Raw genomic sequence first — 23,180 nt, 5'->3', positions numbered from 1 at the left:
AAATGATACAGCTGGTTTACAGGTGGATGCAGAATCTCGCCGTTTATATGCTTCTTGTAACCGCATTTTTGCAGGCACTTCCAGAGAATAGCTACCGGAAATATGTCCGTTTTTTCTGCGGACTTCTTCTGACAGTTCTGCTTGCCCAGCCGGTTCTGGACCTTATGGGGGAAGCTGGACAGGTAACGGAGCTGTATCGGACGGCGGAGTATGAGCAGATGATAAAAGAGATGGAGTATGCGGCGGATTTGCTCGAAAAGGGCGGTGAATGAAGATGTTTGAAATCCGTAAAATAAAAAAAGACAAGTGGCTGATCATATTGCTTGTCGGACTGCTTCTGGTTGTGATCGCGATGCCTGTTTCCGGTATAAAATCAGACCAGACACAGGATGAACAGCAGGTGCAGAAGGCGGAAAATGCATCGGAGGATACTTATACAGATGCTCTGGAAACACGGCTGGAAAATGCACTTGCAAAAGTAGAAGGAGTTGGAAATGTAAAGGTGATGATCACTCTGGCTTCTTCCTCGGAAAAGGTAGTGGAAAAGGATCAGGAGATGACAAGTGAGGTGCAGGAAGGGGAGAGCGGAGGAAAAAATACCAGTTCTTCAGAGACGGCAGTTTATGCAAACGGAAATGGAGAAGAAACGCCATATGTGAAACAGGAATTAAGTCCCCGGATAGAAGGTGTTCTCGTAATTGCAGATGGCGGAGATAATGCCATCGTGATTGAAAATATCACAGAGGCTGTGCAGGCATTATTCGGAGTAGACACGCATAAGATAAAAGTAATGAAGCATAACTAAAAAAGAATCTTATAGGAGGAAGGCTAGTGAAAAAAGTATTTAAGAAAAATCAGATTGTGATTGCGGTTCTTGCGGTGATGATCGCTGCGGCAGGATATCTGAACTATTCCGGAAAAATTTTTGGCTCGAAAAACAAAACAGCAGAGACGGGAAGCGAGATGGCAAATAAGGAACTTCTGGATATTTCGGATCAGGACACAGGAGGTGACAGCTCCCTCCAGACAGCGGATAACGATCAGGTGGACGGAAATCCGGGAGAGGCGGTGCTGACCAATGGATCGGTCAGTGCGCTTGTAGCACAGGCAAAAGTGAACCGGGAGCAGGTGCGGGCAAAAAACAAAGAAACCCTGCAGGCGATCATTGATAATGCAGATATCGCAGAAGACCAGAAAGCAGATGCAGTTGCGCAGATGGTGGAGATGACACAGCGCGCCGAACAGGAGGTCGCAATTGAGACTCTGCTTGCCAGCAAAGGCTTTCAGGATGCGGTGGTAAGTCTTACCGAAGAATCCGCAGATGTGGTCGTTGATGTGGCGGATCTGTCGGATGCAAAACGGGCACAGATCGAGGATATTGTCACACGTAAAGCAGAGGTAAATGCTGCAAATGTGGTGATCACACCGATCCATGAAAGTACAAATACGAGTGAATCAGGGGATTGATATTATGGCAAAAATACCATATAATAAGAGTTTGAGTGACATTGAGAAAATAGTAGGAGTAGAATAACATGGCAGATTTTACGAATGAGATAAAGAAAAGAAGAACATTTGCGATCATTTCCCATCCGGATGCAGGTAAGACTACCCTGACAGAGAAGTTTCTGTTATATGGTGGGGCAATCAATCAGGCAGGTTCTGTAAAAGGAAAGGCAACAGCGAAACATGCGGTTTCAGACTGGATGGAGATTGAAAAAGAAAGAGGTATTTCGGTAACATCTTCTGTCCTGCAGTTTCAGTATGACGGTTATTGCATCAACATTCTGGATACACCGGGACATCAGGATTTCTCGGAAGATACTTATCGTACTCTTATGGCGGCCGATTCGGCGGTTATGGTGATCGATGGATCAAAAGGTGTGGAGGCACAGACAAGAAAGCTGTTCAAAGTCTGCGTCATGCGTCATATTCCGATTTTTACATTTATCAATAAAATGGACCGTGAAGCGATGGATACCTTTGAATTACTGGATGATATTGAAAAGGAACTGGGGATCGCTACCTGTCCGATCAACTGGCCGATCGGTTCCGGAAAAGAATTCCGCGGCGTATTTGACCGGAACAGCAGAGAACTGGAGATTTTCTCAGATACCAAGAAAGGAACCTCGATCGGGGAAGTTGAGAAGGTTTCCATCGACAGTGAGGAAGCAAAGAGCATCGTAAGTGAAGCACAGTTCACACAGCTGGAAGAAGAGATTGAGCTTCTGGACGGAGCAAGTGCAGAATTTGACCAGGAGATGGTCAGCAAAGGAGAACTCTCTCCGGTATTTTTCGGATCAGCTCTGACCAACTTTGGTGTGGAGACCTTTCTTCAGCATTTCCTTAAGATGACGACTTCACCGCTTCCGAGAATGTCCGACAAAGGACTGATCGATCCGATGAAAGAAGAAGATTTCTCCGCATTTGTGTTTAAGATTCAGGCAAATATGAATAAGGCACACCGGGACAGAATCGCATTTATGCGTATCTGTTCCGGTGAGTTCAAGGCAGGCATGGATGTCTTCCATATCCAGGGAGGCAGGAAAGTCCGTCTGTCACAGCCACAGCAGATGATGGCGAGTGAACGTCACATGATCGATACCGCTTATGGTGGAGACATCATCGGTGTATTTGATCCTGGTATCTTCTCCATTGGAGATACACTGACCAATTCAGCGGAAAAATTTGCATACGAAGGAATTCCGACTTTCGCACCGGAACATTTTGCCAGAGTACGCCAGGTGGATACGATGAAGAGAAAGCAGTTCATCAAGGGAATCAACGAGATCGCACAGGAAGGCGCGATCCAGATTTTCCAGGAATTCAACACCGGTATGGAAGAGATCATCGTCGGTGTAGTCGGTGTCCTGCAATTTGATGTATTAAAATACCGTCTGGAAAATGAATATAACGTGGAGATCCGTCTGGAACCACTTCCATACGAACATATCCGCTGGATCGAGAATGAAGAAATCAATATGGACAAGCTGGTCGGCACATCCGATATGAAGAAGATCAAGGACCTGAAAGACAGACCGCTTCTTCTGTTTGTCAACAGCTGGAGCATCCGTATGGTGCTGGAACGAAACGAAGGACTGAAACTTTCCGAATTCGGACGTTCCTAAAAAACTTTCCAATAAGGATCTTTTATGTTACAATGAACGCATAGCGACGAGCGCAGGACTGGGTGGGAAATGATCGGCTGTTTGCAGGCGAATCATTTTCAAACCAGGACTATGTGAGTGCAACGAACATCGAGGAACCGAAAGGTTCCGAGATGAGCGCGAGGAGCGTAAAAAGAGCGCAGGACTGGGTGGGAAATGATCGGCTGCTCGCAGACGAATCACTTTCAGCCCAGACCTATGTGAGTGCAACGAACATCGAGGAACCGAAAGGTTCCGAGATGAGCGCGAGGAGCGTAAAAAAAGCGCAGGACTGGGTGGGAAATGATCGGCTGCTTGCAGGCGAATCATTTTCAAACCAGGACTATGTGAGTGCAACGAACATCGAGGAACCGAAAGGTTCCGAGATGAGCGCGAGGAGCGGAAGAACCGCAGACAGGAGGACTTATAATGAGTAAAGAAGAGAGAAATACCTATAAGATAGAATCAGATGAGAACCTCGGAGAAGTACAGATTGCTGATGAAGTAGTTGCAATTATCGCAGGACTTGCAGCAATGGAGGTAGAGGGGGTATCTTCCATGGCAGGAAATGCAACCAGAGAACTGATCGCAAAGCTTGGAATGAAGAGCCTTTCCAAAGGAGTAAAGGTAGACGTGCTGGAAGGTATCGTTACCGTATCCCTTGCCCTGAACCTCAAATATGGTAGCAGTATCAAAGATACTACTTTAAAGGTACAGGAAAAAGTAAAGGCAGCAATCGAGAATATGACAGGTCTTACCGTTGCAGACGTAAACATCCGTGTTGCAGGTGTGGACATGCCGGAAGAAGAATAATTGGAGAGAGAACATGCGAAGAAGTAAAGTCAGAGAACATATATTTAAAATGCTCTTCAGCATCGGATTTGATGCGGCTGATGCAGACGAACAGATCGAACTGTATCTGGAACAGGTAGAAGAAGCAAGTGAGGAAGAACGCGGATATATGCGCAAAAAGGTCAAAGATATCGCAGCACATGAAGAAGAAATCGATGCGATGATCAATGAACATACAACCGGTTGGAAAACCGGACGTATGAATAAAGTGGATCTTTCTGTTCTTCGTCTTGCCGTATATGAGATGAAGTGGGATGACGAAGTGCCGGTCAAAGTAGCGATCAATGAAGCAGTTGAGCTGGCAAAGAATTTTTCAGGAGATGAGGGACCGGCATTTGTCAACGGTGTACTCGGAAAGCTTGCATAAGAATCAGAAATCATGCGAAATGTATATACTGTAAAACAGGTCAATGCGTACATTAAGAATATGTTTACGCAAGACTTTATGTTGAATCGAATTTATATCAAAGGGGAAGTGTCAAACTGTAAGTACCATACTTCAGGACATCTGTACTTTTCACTGAAAGATGAGTCCGGAACGATTGCCTGTGTTATGTTTGCCGGGCAGCGCAGCGGGCTTTCTTTTCGTATGCAGGAAGGGCAGCAGGTAATCGTGCTTGGAAGCGTCAGCGTCTATGAAAGAGATGGCAGATATCAGGTTTATGCAAAGGAGATCGTACTGGATGGTGCGGGACTTCTCTATGAAAAATTTATAAAGCTCAAAAAAGAGCTGGAAGAAATGGGAATGTTTGCGCCGGAATATAAAAAGCCGATTCCGAAATATGTGCGGACAGTTGGTGTTGTAACGGCACCAACCGGAGCGGCAGTGCGCGATATTATCAACATTACCAGGCGGAGAAATCCATATGTGCAGATTCTTCTGTATCCGGCACTGGTACAGGGGGATGGCGCGTCTGAAAGTGTGGTACGGGGAATCCGTGCACTGGAGGAAGCAAAGGTTGATGTGATGATCGTTGGCAGAGGCGGGGGGTCTATTGAAGATCTGTGGGCATTTAACGAGGAAAAGGTAGCGCGCGCAGTTTTTGAATGCAGTGTACCGGTTATTTCAGCAGTAGGACATGAGACGGACACGACGATCATAGATTATGTAGCGGATCTTCGTGCACCGACGCCTTCTGCTGCGGCAGAGCTTGCAATCTGTAATTACCGGGAACTTCTGGAAACGATCCGGACAGAATGGGAAAGGATGCACCGAAGTATGAGGAGAAAGCTGGAGGTTGCGTCACTTCATACAGCGCGGTATGCAGAAAAATTCCGTTACTTAAGTCCGTCAGGGAAACTTAAGTCCATGCGCCAGCAGCTTGCAGACTATGAGGAGCAGATTCCAAAAGCCATGCATCAGCGGTTGGAACAGGAACAGGAGAGGACCCGGAAAGTGCAGGAGATGCTGCCGCTTCTGATGGAGCGGAATCTGCGGGAAAACCGTCAGCAGCTTGCAATCCGGATCGAACGGATGAAGGGACTTTCTCCGCTTGCCAAGCTGAACCAGGGTTTTTCCTATGTACAGGGATCGGAAGGGACCGTAAAGAAAGTAGCGGATGTAAAAAAAGGAGACTGGCTTCGGATTTATGTGACAGACGGGCAGATCGAGGCACAGGTAACAGATACCAAGAAGGAGTAGGAAAATGGCAGATAAGAAAAACGAGATTGCAGAAGAAATGCCGGAAGAATCTCTGGAAGAGCTTTTTGCAAAGCTGGATCAGGTGGCAAAAGAGCTGGAATCGGGGGATACTTCGCTGGAAGAGTCCTTCGGACTGTATCAGAAGGGTATGGAAATGCTGAAGCTTTGTAATGAGAAGATTGATACAGTAGAGAAAAAAGTGCAGGTGCTGGAAGAGAATGGAGAAATACATGACTTTTAAAGAAGAAATGAAAGAAAGAACAGAAGTGATTGAAAAGCTTCTTGTAAAATATCTGCCGAAAGCAGAAGGTTACCAGAGCCAGATCATGGAGGCGATGGAGTACAGTGTGATGGCAGGCGGAAAGAGACTCCGCCCAATGCTGATGCAGGAGACATACCGCCTTTTCGGAGGAGAAGGAAAAGAAATCGAGCCGTTTATGGCAGCAATGGAGATGATCCATACTTATTCCCTGGTGCACGATGATCTGCCGGCAATGGACAATGACGAGTACCGTAGAGGAAGAAAGACAACGCATATTGTATACGGGGAAGCAATGGGAATTCTTGCCGGGGATGCACTTCTGAACTATGCGTTTGAGACGGCGGTAAAGGCATTTGAAATCGCACCTGAAAAGAGTCTTCTGATTGGAAAAGCTTTAAAAATCCTTGCAGAAAAAGCCGGTATTTATGGGATGATAGGCGGTCAGGTCGTGGATGTGGCTTCCTGCGGTGTGGGACTTGATGAAGGCATGCTGAACTTTATCTATGAACTGAAAACAGGAGCGCTGATCGAAAGTTCGATGATGATCGGGGCACTTCTTGCAGGTGCAGAGGATGCAGAGCTTGAGAAAGTGCAGAAGATCGCATCGGATGTGGGGATTGCTTTCCAGATCCAGGATGACATCCTGGATGTGACAAGTACTACAGAAGAGCTTGGCAAACCGGTCCACAGCGATGAAAAAAATGAAAAAACAACCTATGTTACATTAAAAGGTCTGGAAAAAGCAACCAGAGATGTGGAAGTTATTTCACAGGAAGCACTGGAGCTGCTTTCCGGGTTGGACAGAGAAAATACGTATCTGACACAGCTGATACAGGAACTGATACACAGGAAAAAATAAGCGGGGTGGATGAAGTGTATCTGGAGCAGATTCACGAAGCGAATGATATCAAAAAATTAAATGAACAGGAACTGGCAGGGCTTGCAGAAGAAATCCGTACCTTTCTTGTTGAGAAGATCAGCAAGACAGGAGGGCATCTTGCGTCCAATCTGGGTGTGGTAGAGCTTACCATGGCAATGCATCTCAGTTTTCAGCTTCCGGAGGATAAGATGATCTGGGATGTAGGGCATCAGTCTTATACGCATAAAATTCTGACCGGAAGGAAAGAAGGATTTGATGATCTGAGAAAATATGGTGGGATGAGCGGTTTCCCGAAACGAAAAGAAAGTGACTGTGATGCCTTTGATACCGGTCATAGCTCCACTTCAATTTCGGCCGGACTTGGCTATGCCAGAGGAAGGGATATCCTGGGGCAGGATTATTCCGTGATCTCTGTTATCGGTGACGGATCCCTGACCGGAGGAATGGCATATGAAGCACTGAATAATGCTGCGGAGATGAAGACGAATTTTATCATCGTGCTTAACGATAACCATATGTCTATTTCCAAAAATGTCGGTGGAATGTCCAGTTATCTCGGAGAGCTGCGCACTGCCCGGGCCTATACCGACCTGAAGGATACCGTGGAAAATGTACTTGGCAGTATTCCATTTGGCGGTGAAAAGATGGTGCGGCATATTAAGCGCACCAAGAGCAGCATCAAGCAGCTTTTGGTTCCGGGAATGTTCTTTGAAGATATGGGAATCAAGTATTTAGGACCGGTGGACGGGCATGACCTGAAGGCACTGTGCCGTGCGTTTACCGAGGCAAAAAGGGTAAAAGGACCGGTGCTTGTCCATGTACTGACGAAAAAGGGGAAAGGGTATCTCCCGGCAGAAGAAAACCCTTCCCGTTTCCATGGAACAGGTCCGTTTGATATCCAGACAGGAGAGCCGATTTCCAAAAGTGGAAAGGATTCCTGTACAGATGTGTTTTCCAAGGTTATGCTGGATCTGGCAAAAAAAGATGACAGACTGGTAGCGATCACGGCGGCAATGGAAGACGGTACCGGCCTGGCAGCATTTCACAGATACTATCCGGACCGCTTTTTTGATGTGGGGATCGCAGAGGGACATGGCGTGACCTTTGCGGCAGGACTTGCTGCGGCAGGACTGCATCCGGTATTTGCTGTATATTCTTCGTTTTTACAGAGAGGATTTGACCAGATGATCCATGATGTCTGTCTGCAGAAGCTTCCGGTTGTATTTGCCGTGGACAGGGCAGGACTTGTGGGAAGCGACGGGGAGACCCATCAGGGGATCTTTGATCTTTCTTATCTGTCAATGATTCCGAATATGACCGTCCTTTCTCCGAAAAATAAATGGGAACTGGCGGACATGGTGCGGTTTGCGGTGAGACTTGGAGCACCGGCAGCAGTGCGCTATCCAAGAGGCAGCGCATTTGACGGATTCCGTGAATACAGAGCACCGATTGAGTATGGAAAGAGTGAGCCGGTCTATGAAGAAGAGGATATTGCGATCATCAGTGTCGGACATATGTTTGAGCAGGCAGTTCAGGTTCGGAAGCGTTTGAAAGAGATTGGATATAACTGTACCCTGATCAATGCCCGGTTTGTAAAGCCGGTGGATGAGGAGATGCTCCGGAAACTGACGGTGGAACACCGGCTGATCGTGACACTGGAAGAGAATATCCGCAGAGGCGGATTCGGAGAATTTGTGACTGCTTATCTGGCAGGTCTTGAGACAGACGCAGAGGTTCTGAATCTGGCACTGCCGGATGACTATATCGAACACGGAAGTGTAGACCTACTTCGCAGTGAGGTGATGCTGGATATTGAATCCTGCGTGGCCAGGATTATCACTGCATATATAGCAGAAGAGAGCAGGAGGGATTGATAGAGAATGAAAGAACGGTTGGATGTATTACTTGTAAAGAGAAATCTGGCATCCTCCAGAGAAAAGGCAAAAGCGATCATCATGTCCGGCAATGTATTTGTGGACGGGCAAAGAGAGGATAAAGCGGGAACTTCCTTTTCGGAAGAGGTTCAGATCGAAGTCCGTGGACATGCACTTCCGTATGTCAGCCGCGGAGGACTTAAGCTGGAAAAGGCGATGAAGAATTTTGATGTATCCATGGAAGGAAAGGTATGTACCGATGTGGGATCTTCGACAGGAGGATTTACAGACTGCATGCTGCAAAATGGAGCAGTCAAGGTGTTTGCCATCGATGTGGGACATGGTCAGCTGGACTGGAAATTACGTCAGGATGAAAGAGTGGTCTGCATGGAAAAGACCAACATCCGTTATGTACAGCCGGAAGATCTGGGAGAACCGATTGATTTTTCATCAATTGATGTTTCTTTTATTTCGCTGACGAAGGTACTTCTCCCAATCCGCAATTACCTGAAAGAGAACGGAGAGATCGTTGCGTTGATCAAGCCACAGTTTGAAGCCGGACGTGAGAAGGTTGGGAAAAAAGGTGTGGTAAGGGAAAAGAGTACCCATATCGAGGTCATCGAAAAAGTAACCGATTATGCAGTATCGATCGGCTTTGAAGTAGCAGCACTTGAATTTTCACCGATCAAAGGACCGGAAGGGAATATCGAGTATCTGGTACATCTGAAAAAAAGGCCGGAGGAAGAGGCAAGGATTGTGGAGAGCGTAGACATTCGGGGGACTGTCGATGCTGCTTTTGACACACTTGCGAAAAAGGATCCGGCTGAGGAGAAGAAATAAAAAGACATGGAAAAGTTTTACATTATCACGAATGATATGAAGGATGCAAATCGGAAGATCACCGTGAAAATAAAAAAATGCATTGAATCCTACGGGAAGAAATGTTATCTGGAAGAGCGGCCGGAAGAAGGGAATTTTTCGAAGATCAAGATTCCAAAGGATATTGATTGTGTGTTGACGGTAGGCGGAGATGGAACCTTTATCCAGGCATCCAGACGTCTGTTCGGACGGGATCTTCCGATGCTTGGAATCAATATGGGCACCCTTGGCTATCTGACCGAGGTAGAGGTGCAGAATGTAGAAGAGGCTGTAAAACAGCTCGTAGAGGGCAATTATACGATTGAAGAGAGAATGATGCTGTATGGATCCGCTGCATACCGCAATGTAAGGGATGTGGCACTCAATGATATTGTCATGACAAGATCCGGCAGCATGAAGATTGTTCATTTTAATCTCTATGTTAACGGAGAGTTTCTGAACTCCTATGATGCGGACGGATTGATCGTGTCCACACCAACGGGTTCTACTGCGTACAATCTGTCTGCAGGAGGACCGATCGTGGAGCCGACAGCGTCATTGATCGTTGTGACACCGATCTGCTCGCATGCACTCAATTCCCGCAGTATCGTTTTCGCGGACAAAGATGAGATCGTGATCGAGATTGGTGCAAAACGGGAAAATCAGATCGAGGAAGCAGTGATTGCATATGATGGTGCGGATGAAGTCACGCTTCATACCGGTGACCGGATCCGGATCAAAAAGGCATGGGAGACAGCGAAAATCGTAAAACTCAGCAAAGTGAGCTTTCTGGAAACATTACGTGAAAAGATGAAAGGAAACTAGAAGATGAAAGTAAACCGACATGCCAAAATTGTAGAATTGATCAACAAATATCAGATTGAGACACAGGATGAGCTTGCCGAGTATCTGAATGAAGCGGGATTTAAAGTGACGCAGGCAACGGTATCCAGAGACATCCGCGACTTAAAGCTCACCAAGGTTCCGGCAGAAAACGGCAGGCAGAAATATGCGGTACTCCAGAGTGCACAGAACGGAATGACTGAAAAATATGTGCGCATTTTGCGGGATGGATTCAGCTCTATGGATATGGCTCAGAACATTCTGGTACTGAAAACGGTATCCGGTATGGCGATGGCAGTGGCTGCGGCACTGGATGCGATGAACTGGAATGAGATCGTTGGCTGTATTGCCGGGGATGATACGATCATGTGCGCTGTGCGGACCGTAGATGATACGATTCTACTGATGGAAAAGATCAAGAAACTACTGGAACAATAGACAGGAGAAAGAATGTTACAAAATTTGCATGTAAAAAATCTGGCGCTAATCGATGAGGCGGAAGTGGATTTCTCTGGTGGACTTAATATCCTGACAGGGGAAACCGGTGCCGGAAAATCAATTATCCTGGGGAGTGTCAGTCTTGCCCTGGGCGGAAGATATTCAGCAGATATGCTTCGTAAGGGAGCCGATAAGGGACTTGTAGAACTGACCTTTTATGTGGAAAATCCGGAAACGGTACGGAAGCTGGAAGAGATGGATCTTTCGCCGGACGGAGGGCAGATCATTATCACCAGACGGTTTAACGGAAACCGAAGTGTGAGCCGGATCAATGGAGAGACTGTGACACTGGGGCGGCTAAAGGAAGCAGCCCAGGTTCTGATCGATATTCACGGGCAGCATGAGCATCAGTCACTGTTATATAAAAAAAATCATCTGGCAATTCTGGATGCATTTGCAAAAGAAGCCGGAGAATGGAAGAAAAAAGTGGCGGATTCATACAGGGAATACCGCCGGCTGGAAAAAGAACTTAAGGAAGCCGATAAAGACGAGGCTGAGAGAGCCAAAGAGATTTCTTTTCTTGAATTTGAGATTGATGAGATTGAAAATGCAGGAATCACTGCGGCAGAATGCCAGTCGGTAGAAGAAGATTACCGGCGGATGATGCAGGGGAAAAGAATCGCAGAGAATCTGGAAGAGGCGTATCTGTATACAGCAGGAGAAGGCGGTATAAGTGCGGCAGAAGCGATCGGACGGGCAGTACGTGCGGCAGCTGTGGCGGCAGAACATGATGACAAATCGGGAGAACTGTATGAACAGCTGGTCGAAGTGGAGAATCTGATCGGGGATTCCGGGCGCGAGCTTCGCTGTTATCTGGACAGTCTTTCCTTTGAACCGGAACAGTTCTATGAGACGGAGAGCCGGCTGAACCAGATCAATCATCTGAAGGTCAAATACGGAGATTCGGCAGAGGCAATCCTGCAGCATAAGGCGGATGACGAGGAGCGCCTCCTGATTTTAAAAAATTATGATGAATATTTAAATGAATTAAAGGGAAAACTGAAAAAATCAGAGGAACGTCTGCAAAAAGAATGCGAGGGTCTGTCGAAGATCCGTAAAAAAGAGGCAAAGCTTTTGCAGGCAAAGATCGCAGAAGGACTTCAGGATCTGAATTTCCTGGATGTCTGCTTTGAAATTCGGTTTTCAAAAACCTCCGGGTACACAGTAGAAGGAACGGATGAGGTGGAATTTATGATCTCCATGAATCCGGGTGAACCGACAAGACCGCTTGCAACTGTGGCATCCGGCGGTGAACTTTCCCGCATCATGCTTGCGATCAAGGCAGTCATGGCGGATAAAGATGAGATCGAGACACTGATCTTTGATGAGATCGATGTGGGGATCAGCGGTCGTACCGCACAGAAGGTTTCCGAGAAGATGTGCCTGATCGGCAGGAAACATCAGGTGATCTGCATTACGCATCTGGCACAGATCGCTGCAATGGCAGATACTCATTACCTGATTGAAAAACGGGTGGAAGATCAGATGACAAAGACCAAGATCCGGCAGCTTGACGGGGAAGAATCTGTGCAGGAGCTGGGAAGGATCCTTGGAGGCGCAAAGATTACGGATGCGGTGCTGAAAAACGCACGGGAGATGAAAATTCTGGCATCCGGTTTGAAAAAATAAGATTGAGCACATACTAGAGGCAGGAGAAAAAATCCTGCCTTATTTTTTGCGGAATTTTAGGGAGGAAAAAGGGGTGTGCAATGTCGGTTAGAAGTTATCGGAAAATGTTAAGTGTGTTATTAGCGGTAATCGTGGTTATAGGAGGCGGCTATTGCTACAGGGAATGGCGGGCTGAGAAAGCGGAGAGGGAGGCTTCGGTCAGTGAACTTTCGGGAAACCTTCTGATTCCGGGAGGGATGCCGGTTGGGATCTATATGGAGACGGATGGCGTGATGGTGCTGGGGACGCAGGAAATTAAGGGAAAAGATGGGATCGGTGTGAATCCGGCGAAGCATCTGGTGAAGGAGGGAGATTATATTGTCGGAGTTGATTCTGACAGTATTTATAATAAATCTGAGCTTATCGAACGGGTTAAAAAATTATCGAATAAGTCCGTTGTCTTACACATTCGTCGAAAAAAAGTGTATATTGATGTACAACTTCATCCGACAAAAGATGAAGGCGGGGCATATAAACTTGGAATCTGGGTGCGTGATAACGCGCAGGGACTCGGCACAATCACTTTTCTGAATGCAGATAGTGAATACGGTGCGTTGGGACATGGAATACATGATGTAGATACCGGCAAACTGATCGAAATGTCAACGGGAAGATTATATGATACCAGCATTCAGAATATTAAAAAAGGTGAGAACGGAAATCCCGGAGGGATGGAAGGGATCATTGTCTACAATCATTACAATATTTTAGGTTCGATTACTACAAACACAGAGACAGGGATTTATGGGAAATTAGACAGGATTGAGAGAATATTTGACAGCAAAGAAGCTTATCCGGCTGTGGCAAAGGAAGAAATTCAGGTCGGAAAGGCGTATATCCGCTGTGCGGTAAGCGGAAAGACAGAAGATTATACAGTCAGAATCACAAAAGTTGACCTGGATGCCAGGGAGGTGAATAAGGGGATTGAAATTCAGGTTACTGACAAACGGTTACTTAAACTGACCGGTGGGATTGTGCAGGGAATGAGTGGAAGCCCCATTATGCAGAATGGAAAGATTATAGGCGCAGTAACACATGTTTTCGTACAGGATGCGACAAAAGGATACGGAATATTTATCGAAAACATGCTGGAAAATCTGAAAAAAGATTGAAATATGCGAACCTTGTCAGATTTCTGCGACACCATTTGCTTGTATTCGCAGAATACAGAAGGTTATAATAGGTTCCATTCCAGTGCAAATTGTCACTTTAAGGAGGGGAAAGGCTTTATGGAAAAACTGAATGTAGCGATTGCTGACGATAACGAAAGAATGTTGAATTTACTAGGAGAAATTGTAGAAAGTGATAAAGATCTCAAACTGGTGGGAAAAGCCAGGAACGGAGAAGATATTTATCACATTATAAGAGATAAACAGCCTGACGTTGTACTTCTTGACCTAATTATGCCGAAAATGGATGGAATCAGTGTGATGGAAATGATAGGCGCAGATAAAACAGTAAAGAAACAGCCGAATTTTATTATTGTAACTGCGATTGGACAAGAGAGGATCACGGAAGATGCCTTCGAAAAAGGAGCAGCCTACTACATCCTGAAACCATTTCGCAATGAAACAATCCTTCAGCGGATCAAAAGCTCCGGACATGCGGAAAAGAGTGTAGCGCCTTACACAGATTATACCGTATATGCGGAACCTTCTGAGGAGGACCTGGAAACACAGGTGACAGAACTGCTCCATGAAATCGGAATCCCGGCACATATAAAAGGGTATCATTATTTGAGGGATTCCATTCTGATGGCGGTTGACGATATGGAAGTTTTAAATGCGATCACAAAGATCCTGTATCCGACAGTCGCGAAAAAGAACCAGACCACATCGAGCCGTGTTGAACGGGCGATCCGCCATGCGATCGAGGTTGCATGGAGCAGGGGAAAGCTGGATACCTTAGAAGCTCTTTTCGGTTACACAGTAAGTAACGGGAAAGGAAAACCGACCAATTCTGAATTTATTGCTCTGGTCGCAGACACGATCAGACTGAAATCAAAGCGCAGATAATTCTTTTCAAACGGATGAAATTGCGGTATAATTATAAATAAGCCGCGAGAGTAAGGAGGGTGTTAAATGAAAAAAGTATTATTTGTGTCATCTGAATCAGTTCCGTTTATCAAAACAGGAGGATTAGCCGATGTAGTGGGATCACTACCAAAATATTTTGATAAGAACAAATACGATGTACGTGTTATGCTTCCAAAGTATATGTGCATGAAAGACGAATGGAAAGATAAACTTTCTTACAGACTTCATTTCTATATGGATCTGAACTGGAGACAGCAGTATGTAGGGCTTCTTGAACTTCAGTACGAAGGAATCACTTTTTATTTCATAGACAATGAATATTATTTTAATGGTTCGCAGCCATATGGTGATATTGCATACGATATTGAGAAGTTTGCATTCTTTTCAAAAGCAGCCTTAAGTGCACTGCCACTTCTGGATTTCAGACCGGATATCATTCACTGTCATGACTGGCAGACCGGGCTTGTTCCGATTTATCTGGATAATTTCCGCTATAACAATGAGTTTTTCCGTGGAATCAAGACTGTGATCACCATACATAACCTCAAATTCCAGGGTATCTGGGATAAGAAGACGGTTATGGATATCACCGGACTTCCGGCATACTATTTCTCACCGGATAAGCTGGAAGCATATGACGATGCCAACTATCTGAAAGGCGGAATTGTCTACGCTGACCGTGTGACAACGGTAAGTAGCAGTTACGCGGAAGAGATCAAGACACCGTTTTACGGGGAGAAGCTGGAAGGACTGATGCAGGCAAGATCAAACTGCCTGTCAGGAATTGTCAATGGTATTGATTACGGTGATTTTAATCCGGCAACAGATACCAACATTGCAAGAACTTACTCTGTCGAAAACTTCCGCAAGGAGAAAGTGAAAAATAAAATGGCGCTGCAGGAAGAACTCGGACTGGAGAGAGATCCGCACCGTATGATGATCGGTATCGTATCCAGACTGACCGACCAGAAGGGGTTTGACCTGATCGACTGTGTGATGGATGAACTTTGCCAGGATGCGGTTCAGATCGTCGTACTCGGTACCGGAGATGAGAGATACGAGAACATGTTCCGTCATTTCGCATGGAAGTATCCGGATAAGGTATCTGCACAGATCTATTATTCAGAGCCGATGTCTCACAAGATCTATGCATCCTGTGATGCATTCTTGATGCCGTCATTATTTGAACCATGTGGACTGAGCCAGCTGATGAGTCTGAGATATGGTACGGTGCCGATCGTAAGAGAGACAGGCGGACTCAAAGATACTGTAGAAGCTTACAATGAGTACGAGAAGACCGGAACCGGATTCAGCTTCACCAATTACAATGCGCATGAGATGCTTGCAACTGTAAGATATGCAGAACAGATTTACTATGACAAGAAGCGTGACTGGAACAAGATTGTAGAGCGTGGTATGGAAAAAGACTTCTCATGGAAGAATTCAGCCAAGCTTTACGAAGAACTTTACGAAAATATGTAAAATGCATTCTGGTAATTTACCGGAAAATATGGTATCATGAAATGAAAATTTTACAGAGGAGAAACATTCATTATGAGGATTATAGACAAAATTAAAGCAGACGGAGTACATATTTCCTTTGAAGTGTTTCCACCGAAAACGGATGCGGGCTTTGAATCCGTGTTAAAAGCAACGGATGGGATCGCAGAACTTACCCCGTCATTTATCAGTGTTACCTATGGAGCCGGTGGTGGAACCAGTAAGAATACGGTTAAGATTGCAAGTCATATCAAGAATGACCTGAAGATTCCGGCACTTGCACATCTAACCTGTGTGTCCTCAACCAAGGAAGAGGTACATAAGGTTATCGGACAGCTTCAGAAAGAAGGGATTGAGAATATCCTTGCACTCAGAGGAGATATCCCGCAGGATGGACAGTTTCCGCTTCCGGGACAGTATTCTCATGCCTGTGAACTGATCGAAGACATCAAAAAAATGGGAGACTTCTGCATCGGAGCTGCATGCTATCCGGAAGGACATGTAGAGATGGAACACAAGAAAGATGATATCCGTTATCTCAAAGAAAAGGTAGATTGTGGAGTGGATTTTATTACCACACAGATGTTTTTCAATAATGATATTTTCTATAATTTTCTGTATCGTATCCGTGAACAGGGAATCATGATACCGGTGCTTCCGGGAATCATGCCGATCACAACGAAAAAGCAGCTCGCAAGAAGCTGTGCCCTTTCAGGAACTGCTGTTCCGCAGAGATTCCGTGCGATTGTAGATTATTTTGGAGATGATCCGGCAGCGATGAAGCAGGCGGGAATTGCATATGCGACCGACCAGATCATTGACCTGATCGCAAATGGAGTCCGCAATATCCACGTATATTCGATGAATAAACCGGAAGTAGCTGCTGCAATCATGCAGAACCTTTCAGAAATCGTAAAATAAAGGAACATAAGAAAGATGACAGATGCCAGAACGAAAGAAGCAATTCGTTATCTGGGATATGGAAGACATGCGGTAGATGAACAGACGCTTGCGCTGATCGATGTTTCCTTCGGGGAGCTCGATCAGACTACGCAGGCAAAATCCGTCTATCGCATTTTTGACTGTAAAGTTACAGGAGAAGACCAGGTGACGATCGGAAAAATGAATATTAAAAGCAGAAGTCTCGGAAAGAATCTCAGAGGTTGCAAAGAGGCAGTTGTATTTGGCGCAACACTCGGTACCAGTGTCGATATACTGATGAAACGTTATTCACTGACAGATATGGCGAAATCTGTCGTATTGCAGGCATGCGCAGCTGCATATCTGGAGGAGTACTGTGACGATCTGCAGCTTTCGATCGGAGAAGAGTTAAAAGCACAGAATAAATGGCTCAGACCGAGATTCAGTCCGGGGTACGGTGATTTTGATATCCATCATCAGGACGATATCTTACGGATGCTGGATACGGCAAAGAAGATCGGACTTACCATGACAGACAGCTATATGCTCACACCGACAAAATCGGTGACTGCAATCATTGGGATCAGTGATACGCAGGAAAAATGCCACATCAAAGGCTGCGAAGTGTGTGAGAAGAAGGACTGCATTTACAGAAGAAATTAAGGAGCGTAGGGTATGAATATCAGAGAACGTTTGGGAAAAGAACTTTTATTTTTAGATGGAGGAATGGGAACTCTTCTGCAGGCAGAAGGACTTGCACCGGGAGAACTTCCGGAGACCTGGAACATCGAACATCCGGAAAAGGTGGAAGCGATTCACCGCAGATATTATGAAGCAGGAAGTGATGTGGTTCTTGCAAATACCTTTGGCGCTAATGTCTGCAAATTTCATGATGACAGATATACGGTTGAAGAAGTGATCCGTGCAGGGATTGCAAATGCAAAAAGAGCAGGGGAGCAGATTGGAAAAGAGACTTATGTGGCACTGGATATGGGACCGACCGGAAAGCTATTAAAACCAATGGGAGATCTGGATTTTGATGATGCTTATGAAGCATTTGCAGAAGCCGTCCGCTATGGAGAAAAGTACGGTGCAGACCTGATCCATATCGAGACCATGAGTGACACCTATGAAGTAAAGGCAGCCATTCTTGCAGCAAAAGAAAATTCTTCTCTTCCGGTATTTGTAACCATGATCTTTGATGAAAGAGGAAAGCTTCTGACAGGCGGGGATGTCCCTTCTGTTGTGGCAATGCTGGAAGGACTCCGTGTAGATGCACTGGGGCTGAACTGTGGACTTGGGCCGAAACAGATGCTTCCAATCCTAAACGATTTAAGAAGATATACCTCCCTTCCGATCATTGTGAAGCCAAATGCCGGACTTCCGAAGCAGAAGAACGGGGAAACGTATTACGATGTAGAGCCGGATGAGTTTGCCCGGATCATGCAGGAGGTTGTAAAAGAAGGAGCCTGTGTGATTGGCGGATGCTGCGGAACGACACCGGAGCATATTAAAAAGCTGGTGGAAGAATGCAAAGATCTTCCGCTGCGCGAGATCGAGAAAAAGCATGATACGATCGTATCTTCTTATGGACAGGCTGTGATCCTGGATGATATGCCGCGTATCATCGGGGAAAGAATCAACCCGACTGGAAAGAAAAAATTCAAAGAAGCACTGAAAAATGAAGATATGGACTACATTTTGAAAGAAGCGATCACGCAGCAGGATAAGGGCGCGCACATTCTGGATGTCAATGTAGGACTTCCGGATATTGACGAAGTTGCCATGATGGAAAAAGTTGTAAAAGAACTGCAGAGCGTGACCAGTCTTCCACTTCAGATTGACACAGTAGATGGAAAGGCTATGGAACGTGCAATGCGTATCTACAATGGAAAGCCGATGATCAACTCTGTAAACGGAAAGCAGGTTTCTATGGACGAAGTCTTTCCTCTGATCCGGAAATATGGCGGTGTGGTTGTCGGACTGACCATTGATGAAGAGGGGATTCCGAAGGATGCAGAAGGCCGTGTGCGTGTTGCAGGTAAGATCATCAACGAAGCAGCCAAATACGGAATCGACAAGAAAGATATCGTGATCGATGTGCTGACCATGACCATCAGTTCGGAAAAGGACGGGGCAAAGGTTACCTTGGAAGCATTGAAGAGAGTACGGGAAGAATTCGGGGTCAGAACCGTTCTTGGAGTATCGAATATTTCTTTTGGACTTCCAAGGCGCCCGATTGTCAACAGCTATTTCTATGCGATGGCAATGCAGAACGGACTGACGGCAGGAATCATCAATCCATCCTCAGAAGATATGATGAAAGCTTATCGTTCTTATAATGCACTGATGGGCTTTGATGAAAATTGTACGAATTATATCAGTACTTATGCGGGAACCACAGAGACGGTGACAGTCCAGGCATCGCAGGCAGCTGCAGCAGCCGGAAATGCACCAAAAGCTGCAGGCGTTGAGATGACACTCAAATATGCAATCGAGAGAGGGCTGAAAGAAGAGGCGCATCATATCACCCGTGACCTGATCGGTACGAGGGAACCGCTGGATATCATCCAGGAGGAACTGATCCCGGCACTCAATGTAGTCGGTGAAGGTTTTGAAAAGGGAACCGTCTTCCTTCCGCAGCTTCTGATGAGTGCGGATGCTGCGAAGATTGCCTTTGCAGTTATCAAGGATGTGCTTGCTTCATCCGGACAGGAAGAAGAAAAGAAGGAGAAGATCATCCTTGCTACCGTAAAAGGTGATATCCATGATATCGGAAAGAATATAGTGAAAGTTCTTCTTGAAAATTATGGTTTTGATGTGATCGATCTCGGAAAGGATGTGCCGCCGGAGGCAATCGTAGAAAAAGCAGTTGAGGAGAATGTCACTTTGGTAGGCTTAAGTGCGCTGATGACCACAACTGTAGTCAGCATGGAAGAGACGATCAAACTCTTAAGAGAGAAAAAACCGGACTGCAAAGTCATGGTAGGCGGGGCTGTTCTGAACCAGGATTACGCGGATATGATCGGGGCAGATTTCTATGGAAAAGATGCCATGCAGTCCGTACACTATGCGCAGAAATTTTTTGGCATGGTGGAGTAGGAACTGCAAGGCAGATACAAAAGGTCGAAATTGTATGTGAAAATGCTAAAAAAGTTTGGAAAATTTTTTTGTATATGCTATAATATGCATAAATCAAGGAGAAAAGAAAATGATAGCATGGGAGGCATGACAAGATGGCATTTTTTTCAACACTGATCTCTACGGTATTGAAGATGCTCTTTATCGGAGTGTTTGCAGTCGGAGGGGTTTTTGCAGGCAAGAAGCTTCGCGAAAGAAAAGACGCAAAGAATTCAGAGACTAAGTAGAATGGAAAAAAGAAGGAATCGCAGAAAATGCGGTTCCTTTTTAAATTTCATTATATTGACAAGCCATCAAAATCTCTTTATAATTAGAATTTAGCTGATAGAAGCGAGGAGGATAAAGATGAAAGCTTACGGAGTTAACGAACTTAGACGCATGTTTCTTGACTTTTTTGAGAGCAAAGGTCATTTAAAAATGAAAAGCTTTTCGCTGGTGCCGCACAATGATAACAGCCTTCTGCTGATCAATTCAGGAATGGCACCGCTGAAACCATATTTTACAGGACAGGAGATCCCGCCGAGACGCCGTGTGACAACCTGTCAGAAATGTATCCGTACAGGAGATATCGAGAACGTAGGAAAGACTGCACGTCACGGTACTTTCTTTGAAATGCTTGGTAACTTCTCATTCGGTGATTACTTTAAGACAGAAGCGATCCACTGGTCATGGGAATTCCTGACAGAAGTGGTTGGACTGGATCCGGATCGTCTGTACCCGTCCGTATATGAAGACGATGATGAGGCATGGAAGATCTGGAACGAAGAGATTGGTATTGCACCGGAGAGAATTTTCCGTTTCGGAAAAGAAGACAACTTCTGGGAGCATGGATCAGGTCCGTGCGGTCCGTGTTCAGAGATTTACTATGACCGTGGAGAAAAATACGGATGCGGTAAACCGGGATGTACAGTAGGCTGCGAATGTGACCGTTATATGGAGATCTGGAACAACGTATTTTCACAGTTCGACAATGATGGACATGGAAACTACAGCGAACTGAAGCAGAAGAATATTGATACCGGTATGGGACTTGAGAGACTTGCATGTATCGTACAGGATGTAGACTCTATGTTCGATATTGATACTTTAAAAGCACTGCGTGACCAGGTATGTGAGGTCGCAGGAGTATCTTATGGAGATAATGAAAGCACAGACGTATCTCTGCGTGTAATCACAGACCATGTGCGTTCTGTATCTTTCATGATCTCTGATGGTATTATGCCGTCTAATGAAGGAAGAGGATATGTTCTTCGCCGTCTTCTCCGCCGTGCATGTCGTCACGGAAGACTTCTGAACATTGCACCGGGATTCCTTACAGATCTTGCTGCAACTGTGATCGAAGGCTCTAAAGACGGATATCCGGAGCTGGAAGAAAAGAAAGACTTTATCATGAATGTCATCCGCAAGGAAGAAGAGCAGTTTGAGAAGACCATCGACCAGGGGCTTGTCATTCTGAATGAGATGAAAGAAAAGATGGCAGAAGAAGGAACAAAGACTCTGTCCGGAGAAGATGCGTTCAAATTATATGATACCTATGGATTCCCGATCGATCTTACCAAAGAGATCCTGGAAGAAGAAGGTATGGATATTGATGAAGAGGGATTTAAAGCCGCAATGGAAGTTCAGCGCCAGACTGCAAGAAAAGCACGTAAGGCAACGAACTACATGGGAGCAGATGCAACTGTATACGAATCCATCGATCCGTCTGTAACTTCTAAGTTTGTCGGATACGAGCATCTGGAATATGAATCGAAGATTACGGTACTTACCACAGAAGATGAGATCGTAGACGCTCTTTCTGACGGTGAGAGAGGAACCATCTTTGTAGATGAGACTCCGTTCTACGCAACAAGCGGTGGACAGGAAGCCGACCACGGTGTGATCAAATGCGGTGACGGTGAATTTGTTGTGGAAGATGTGAAGAAGATGCTTGGTGGCAAGATCGGTCATATCGGTTATATGGCAAAGGGTATGATGAAGGTTGGAGATCAGGTTACTCTGACCGTTGATTCGCAGAGACGTGTGCTTTGTGCAAGAAACCACAGTGCGACCCATCTGCTTCAGAAAGCACTCCGTACCGTACTTGGTACACATGTAGAACAGTCCGGATCTTATGTGGACGACAAGAGACTTCGTTTCGACTTCTCTCATTTCTCGGCAATGACACCGGAAGAACTGCAGAAAGTAGAAGATATGGTAAATGAAAGCATTTCCAGATCTCTGCCGGTTGTCATTAAGAACATGCCGATCGAAGAAGCAAGAAAGACCGGAGCACAGGCTCTGTTCGGTGAGAAATACGGCGACATCGTCCGTGTTGTAAATATGGGAGATTACTCTGTTGAGTTCTGCGGTGGTACACATGTTGCCAATACAAGCGAGATCGGAGCATTCAAGATCCTGTCTGAAAGTGGTGTGGCAGCAGGGGTACGCCGTATCGAAGCACTTACATCCAAAGGACTGATGGATTATTATGGAGAACTGGAACAGTTGCTTCATGAAGCAGCTAGGCTCCTGAAAGCAACTCCGGATACTGTATCTGAGAAGATCGCACACCTTCAGGCTGAGAACAAAGAACTTCACAGTGAAGTAGAAAGCCTGAAGAGTAAGCTCGCAAAAGATGCCATGGGTGATGTGATGGATCAGGTAGAAGAAGTAGCCGGCGTAAAAGTGATTGCTGTCAGCGTAGAAGATATGGACATGAACGGACTGCGTGACCTTGGAGACCAGCTCAAGGAGAAAATCGGAGAAGGCGTGGTCGTGATCGCATCCAGCGCGAACGGCAAGGTAAGCCTGATGGCTACAGCAACAGATGAAGCAATGAAGAAAGGTGCTCACGCAGGCAACCTGATCAAGGCAATCGCTTCCTGTGTAGGTGGTGGCGGCGGTGGACGTCCGAACATGGCACAGGCTGGCGGAAAGAACCCGGCTGGAATCCCGGATGCCCTTGCAAAAGTCAAAGAGGTACTGGCAGAACAGATAAAATAATGCCGGAAAATGACAGATTTATGCATATTTTTCCTATTTTTCAAAAAATTCTTGACTGAGATGAAAAATATGAT

Annotated in this window: 23 protein-coding genes; all 23 read left to right on the top strand. The window is 45.7% G+C overall.

The window, feature by feature from the left end; translation table 11 throughout:
• Positions 1-2 precede the first annotated feature (2 nt).
• The 23 genes from PGW42_RS01490 (at position 3) to alaS (ending at position 23,106) form a co-directional block, all read left to right on the top strand.
• The gene (locus tag PGW42_RS01490) at positions 3-272 is read left to right on the top strand and encodes a stage III sporulation protein AF (protein WP_055155880.1); all 270 of its coding nucleotides are present in this window, start codon (positions 3-5) and stop codon (positions 270-272) included.
• Positions 269-805, top strand: coding sequence for a stage III sporulation protein AG (locus PGW42_RS01485; RefSeq protein WP_173824986.1), 537 nt, complete (start codon positions 269-271; stop codon positions 803-805). The genes PGW42_RS01490 and PGW42_RS01485 overlap by 4 nt, the downstream gene beginning before the upstream one ends.
• A 26-nt stretch (positions 806-831) precedes the next feature.
• The gene (locus tag PGW42_RS01480) at positions 832-1,467 is read left to right on the top strand and encodes a SpoIIIAH-like family protein (protein WP_008369281.1); all 636 of its coding nucleotides are present in this window, start codon (positions 832-834) and stop codon (positions 1,465-1,467) included.
• A 68-nt stretch (positions 1,468-1,535) separates the two neighbouring features.
• Positions 1,536-3,128 (top strand): peptide chain release factor 3, encoded by a 1,593-nt coding sequence (locus tag PGW42_RS01475; protein WP_270203950.1) that lies wholly within the window; start codon positions 1,536-1,538, stop codon positions 3,126-3,128.
• A 152-nt stretch (positions 3,129-3,280) separates the two neighbouring features.
• Positions 3,281-3,583, top strand: coding sequence for a hypothetical protein (locus tag PGW42_RS01470; protein WP_270235100.1), 303 nt, complete (start codon positions 3,281-3,283; stop codon positions 3,581-3,583).
• Complete coding sequence (locus PGW42_RS01465) at positions 3,576-3,959, top strand: Asp23/Gls24 family envelope stress response protein (protein WP_008369274.1); 384 nt, start codon at positions 3,576-3,578, stop codon at positions 3,957-3,959. Before PGW42_RS01470 ends, PGW42_RS01465 begins: the two co-directional genes overlap by 8 nt.
• Positions 3,960-3,972: 13 nt before the next feature.
• Complete coding sequence (gene nusB, locus PGW42_RS01460) at positions 3,973-4,365, top strand: transcription antitermination factor NusB (RefSeq protein ID WP_008369272.1); 393 nt, start codon at positions 3,973-3,975, stop codon at positions 4,363-4,365.
• A 12-nt stretch (positions 4,366-4,377) separates the two neighbouring features.
• Entirely contained in the window at positions 4,378-5,640 is a 1,263-nt protein-coding gene (xseA, locus tag PGW42_RS01455; RefSeq protein WP_270203482.1) for an exodeoxyribonuclease VII large subunit, read from the top strand.
• A gap of 4 nt (positions 5,641-5,644) precedes the next feature.
• Positions 5,645-5,881: an exodeoxyribonuclease VII small subunit gene (gene xseB, locus PGW42_RS01450; protein WP_008369268.1), complete on the top strand. Its 237-nt coding sequence runs from the start codon at positions 5,645-5,647 to the stop codon at positions 5,879-5,881.
• Positions 5,871-6,761 (top strand): polyprenyl synthetase family protein, encoded by an 891-nt coding sequence (locus tag PGW42_RS01445; protein ID WP_117556523.1) that lies wholly within the window; start codon positions 5,871-5,873, stop codon positions 6,759-6,761. Before xseB ends, PGW42_RS01445 begins: the two co-directional genes overlap by 11 nt.
• 14 nt (positions 6,762-6,775) lie before the next feature.
• Entirely contained in the window at positions 6,776-8,656 is a 1,881-nt protein-coding gene (dxs, locus tag PGW42_RS01440; protein ID WP_173825154.1) for a 1-deoxy-D-xylulose-5-phosphate synthase, read from the top strand.
• Between the two features lie 6 nt (positions 8,657-8,662).
• Positions 8,663-9,496, top strand: coding sequence for a TlyA family RNA methyltransferase (locus PGW42_RS01435; RefSeq protein ID WP_008369262.1), 834 nt, complete (start codon positions 8,663-8,665; stop codon positions 9,494-9,496).
• Positions 9,497-9,502: 6 nt separating this feature from the next.
• Positions 9,503-10,339 (top strand): NAD(+)/NADH kinase, encoded by an 837-nt coding sequence (locus PGW42_RS01430; protein WP_270203481.1) that lies wholly within the window; start codon positions 9,503-9,505, stop codon positions 10,337-10,339.
• Between the two features lie 3 nt (positions 10,340-10,342).
• Entirely contained in the window at positions 10,343-10,795 is a 453-nt protein-coding gene (gene argR, locus PGW42_RS01425; protein WP_008369259.1) for an arginine repressor, read from the top strand.
• Between the two features lie 12 nt (positions 10,796-10,807).
• Complete coding sequence (recN, locus tag PGW42_RS01420; protein ID WP_117823795.1) at positions 10,808-12,484, top strand: DNA repair protein RecN; 1,677 nt, start codon at positions 10,808-10,810, stop codon at positions 12,482-12,484.
• Positions 12,485-12,564: 80 nt separating this feature from the next.
• Positions 12,565-13,635 carry a SpoIVB peptidase gene (spoIVB, locus tag PGW42_RS01415; RefSeq protein WP_117556529.1) on the top strand — a complete coding sequence of 357 codons (1,071 nt, stop codon included), beginning with the start codon at positions 12,565-12,567 and terminating at the stop codon, positions 13,633-13,635.
• A 117-nt stretch (positions 13,636-13,752) separates the two neighbouring features.
• Positions 13,753-14,538 carry a sporulation transcription factor Spo0A gene (gene spo0A, locus PGW42_RS01410; protein WP_022220247.1) on the top strand — a complete coding sequence of 262 codons (786 nt, stop codon included), beginning with the start codon at positions 13,753-13,755 and terminating at the stop codon, positions 14,536-14,538.
• 66 nt (positions 14,539-14,604) lie between these two features.
• Positions 14,605-16,041 carry a glycogen synthase GlgA gene (gene glgA, locus PGW42_RS01405; RefSeq protein ID WP_117556531.1) on the top strand — a complete coding sequence of 479 codons (1,437 nt, stop codon included), beginning with the start codon at positions 14,605-14,607 and terminating at the stop codon, positions 16,039-16,041.
• 72 nt (positions 16,042-16,113) lie between these two features.
• Positions 16,114-16,980 carry a methylenetetrahydrofolate reductase [NAD(P)H] gene (gene metF / locus PGW42_RS01400; RefSeq protein WP_008369248.1) on the top strand — a complete coding sequence of 289 codons (867 nt, stop codon included), beginning with the start codon at positions 16,114-16,116 and terminating at the stop codon, positions 16,978-16,980.
• Between the two features lie 15 nt (positions 16,981-16,995).
• Positions 16,996-17,643, top strand: coding sequence for a vitamin B12 dependent-methionine synthase activation domain-containing protein (locus PGW42_RS01395; protein WP_055155914.1), 648 nt, complete (start codon positions 16,996-16,998; stop codon positions 17,641-17,643).
• A gap of 12 nt (positions 17,644-17,655) precedes the next feature.
• Complete coding sequence (locus PGW42_RS01390) at positions 17,656-20,082, top strand: homocysteine S-methyltransferase family protein (RefSeq protein WP_117823796.1); 2,427 nt, start codon at positions 17,656-17,658, stop codon at positions 20,080-20,082.
• A 134-nt stretch (positions 20,083-20,216) separates the two neighbouring features.
• Positions 20,217-20,348: a vanadium nitrogenase gene (locus PGW42_RS01385; RefSeq protein WP_195249974.1), complete on the top strand. Its 132-nt coding sequence runs from the start codon at positions 20,217-20,219 to the stop codon at positions 20,346-20,348.
• A gap of 118 nt (positions 20,349-20,466) precedes the next feature.
• Complete coding sequence (gene alaS, locus PGW42_RS01380) at positions 20,467-23,106, top strand: alanine--tRNA ligase (RefSeq protein ID WP_270203480.1); 2,640 nt, start codon at positions 20,467-20,469, stop codon at positions 23,104-23,106.
• Positions 23,107-23,180 lie beyond the last annotated feature (74 nt).

It is taken from the genome of Coprococcus sp. TM115-187 (assembly GCF_027679115.1).
Lineage (GTDB): Bacteria > Bacillota > Clostridia > Lachnospirales > Lachnospiraceae > Allocoprococcus > Allocoprococcus comes.
This window is presented reverse-complemented; position numbering and strand designations above follow the sequence as displayed.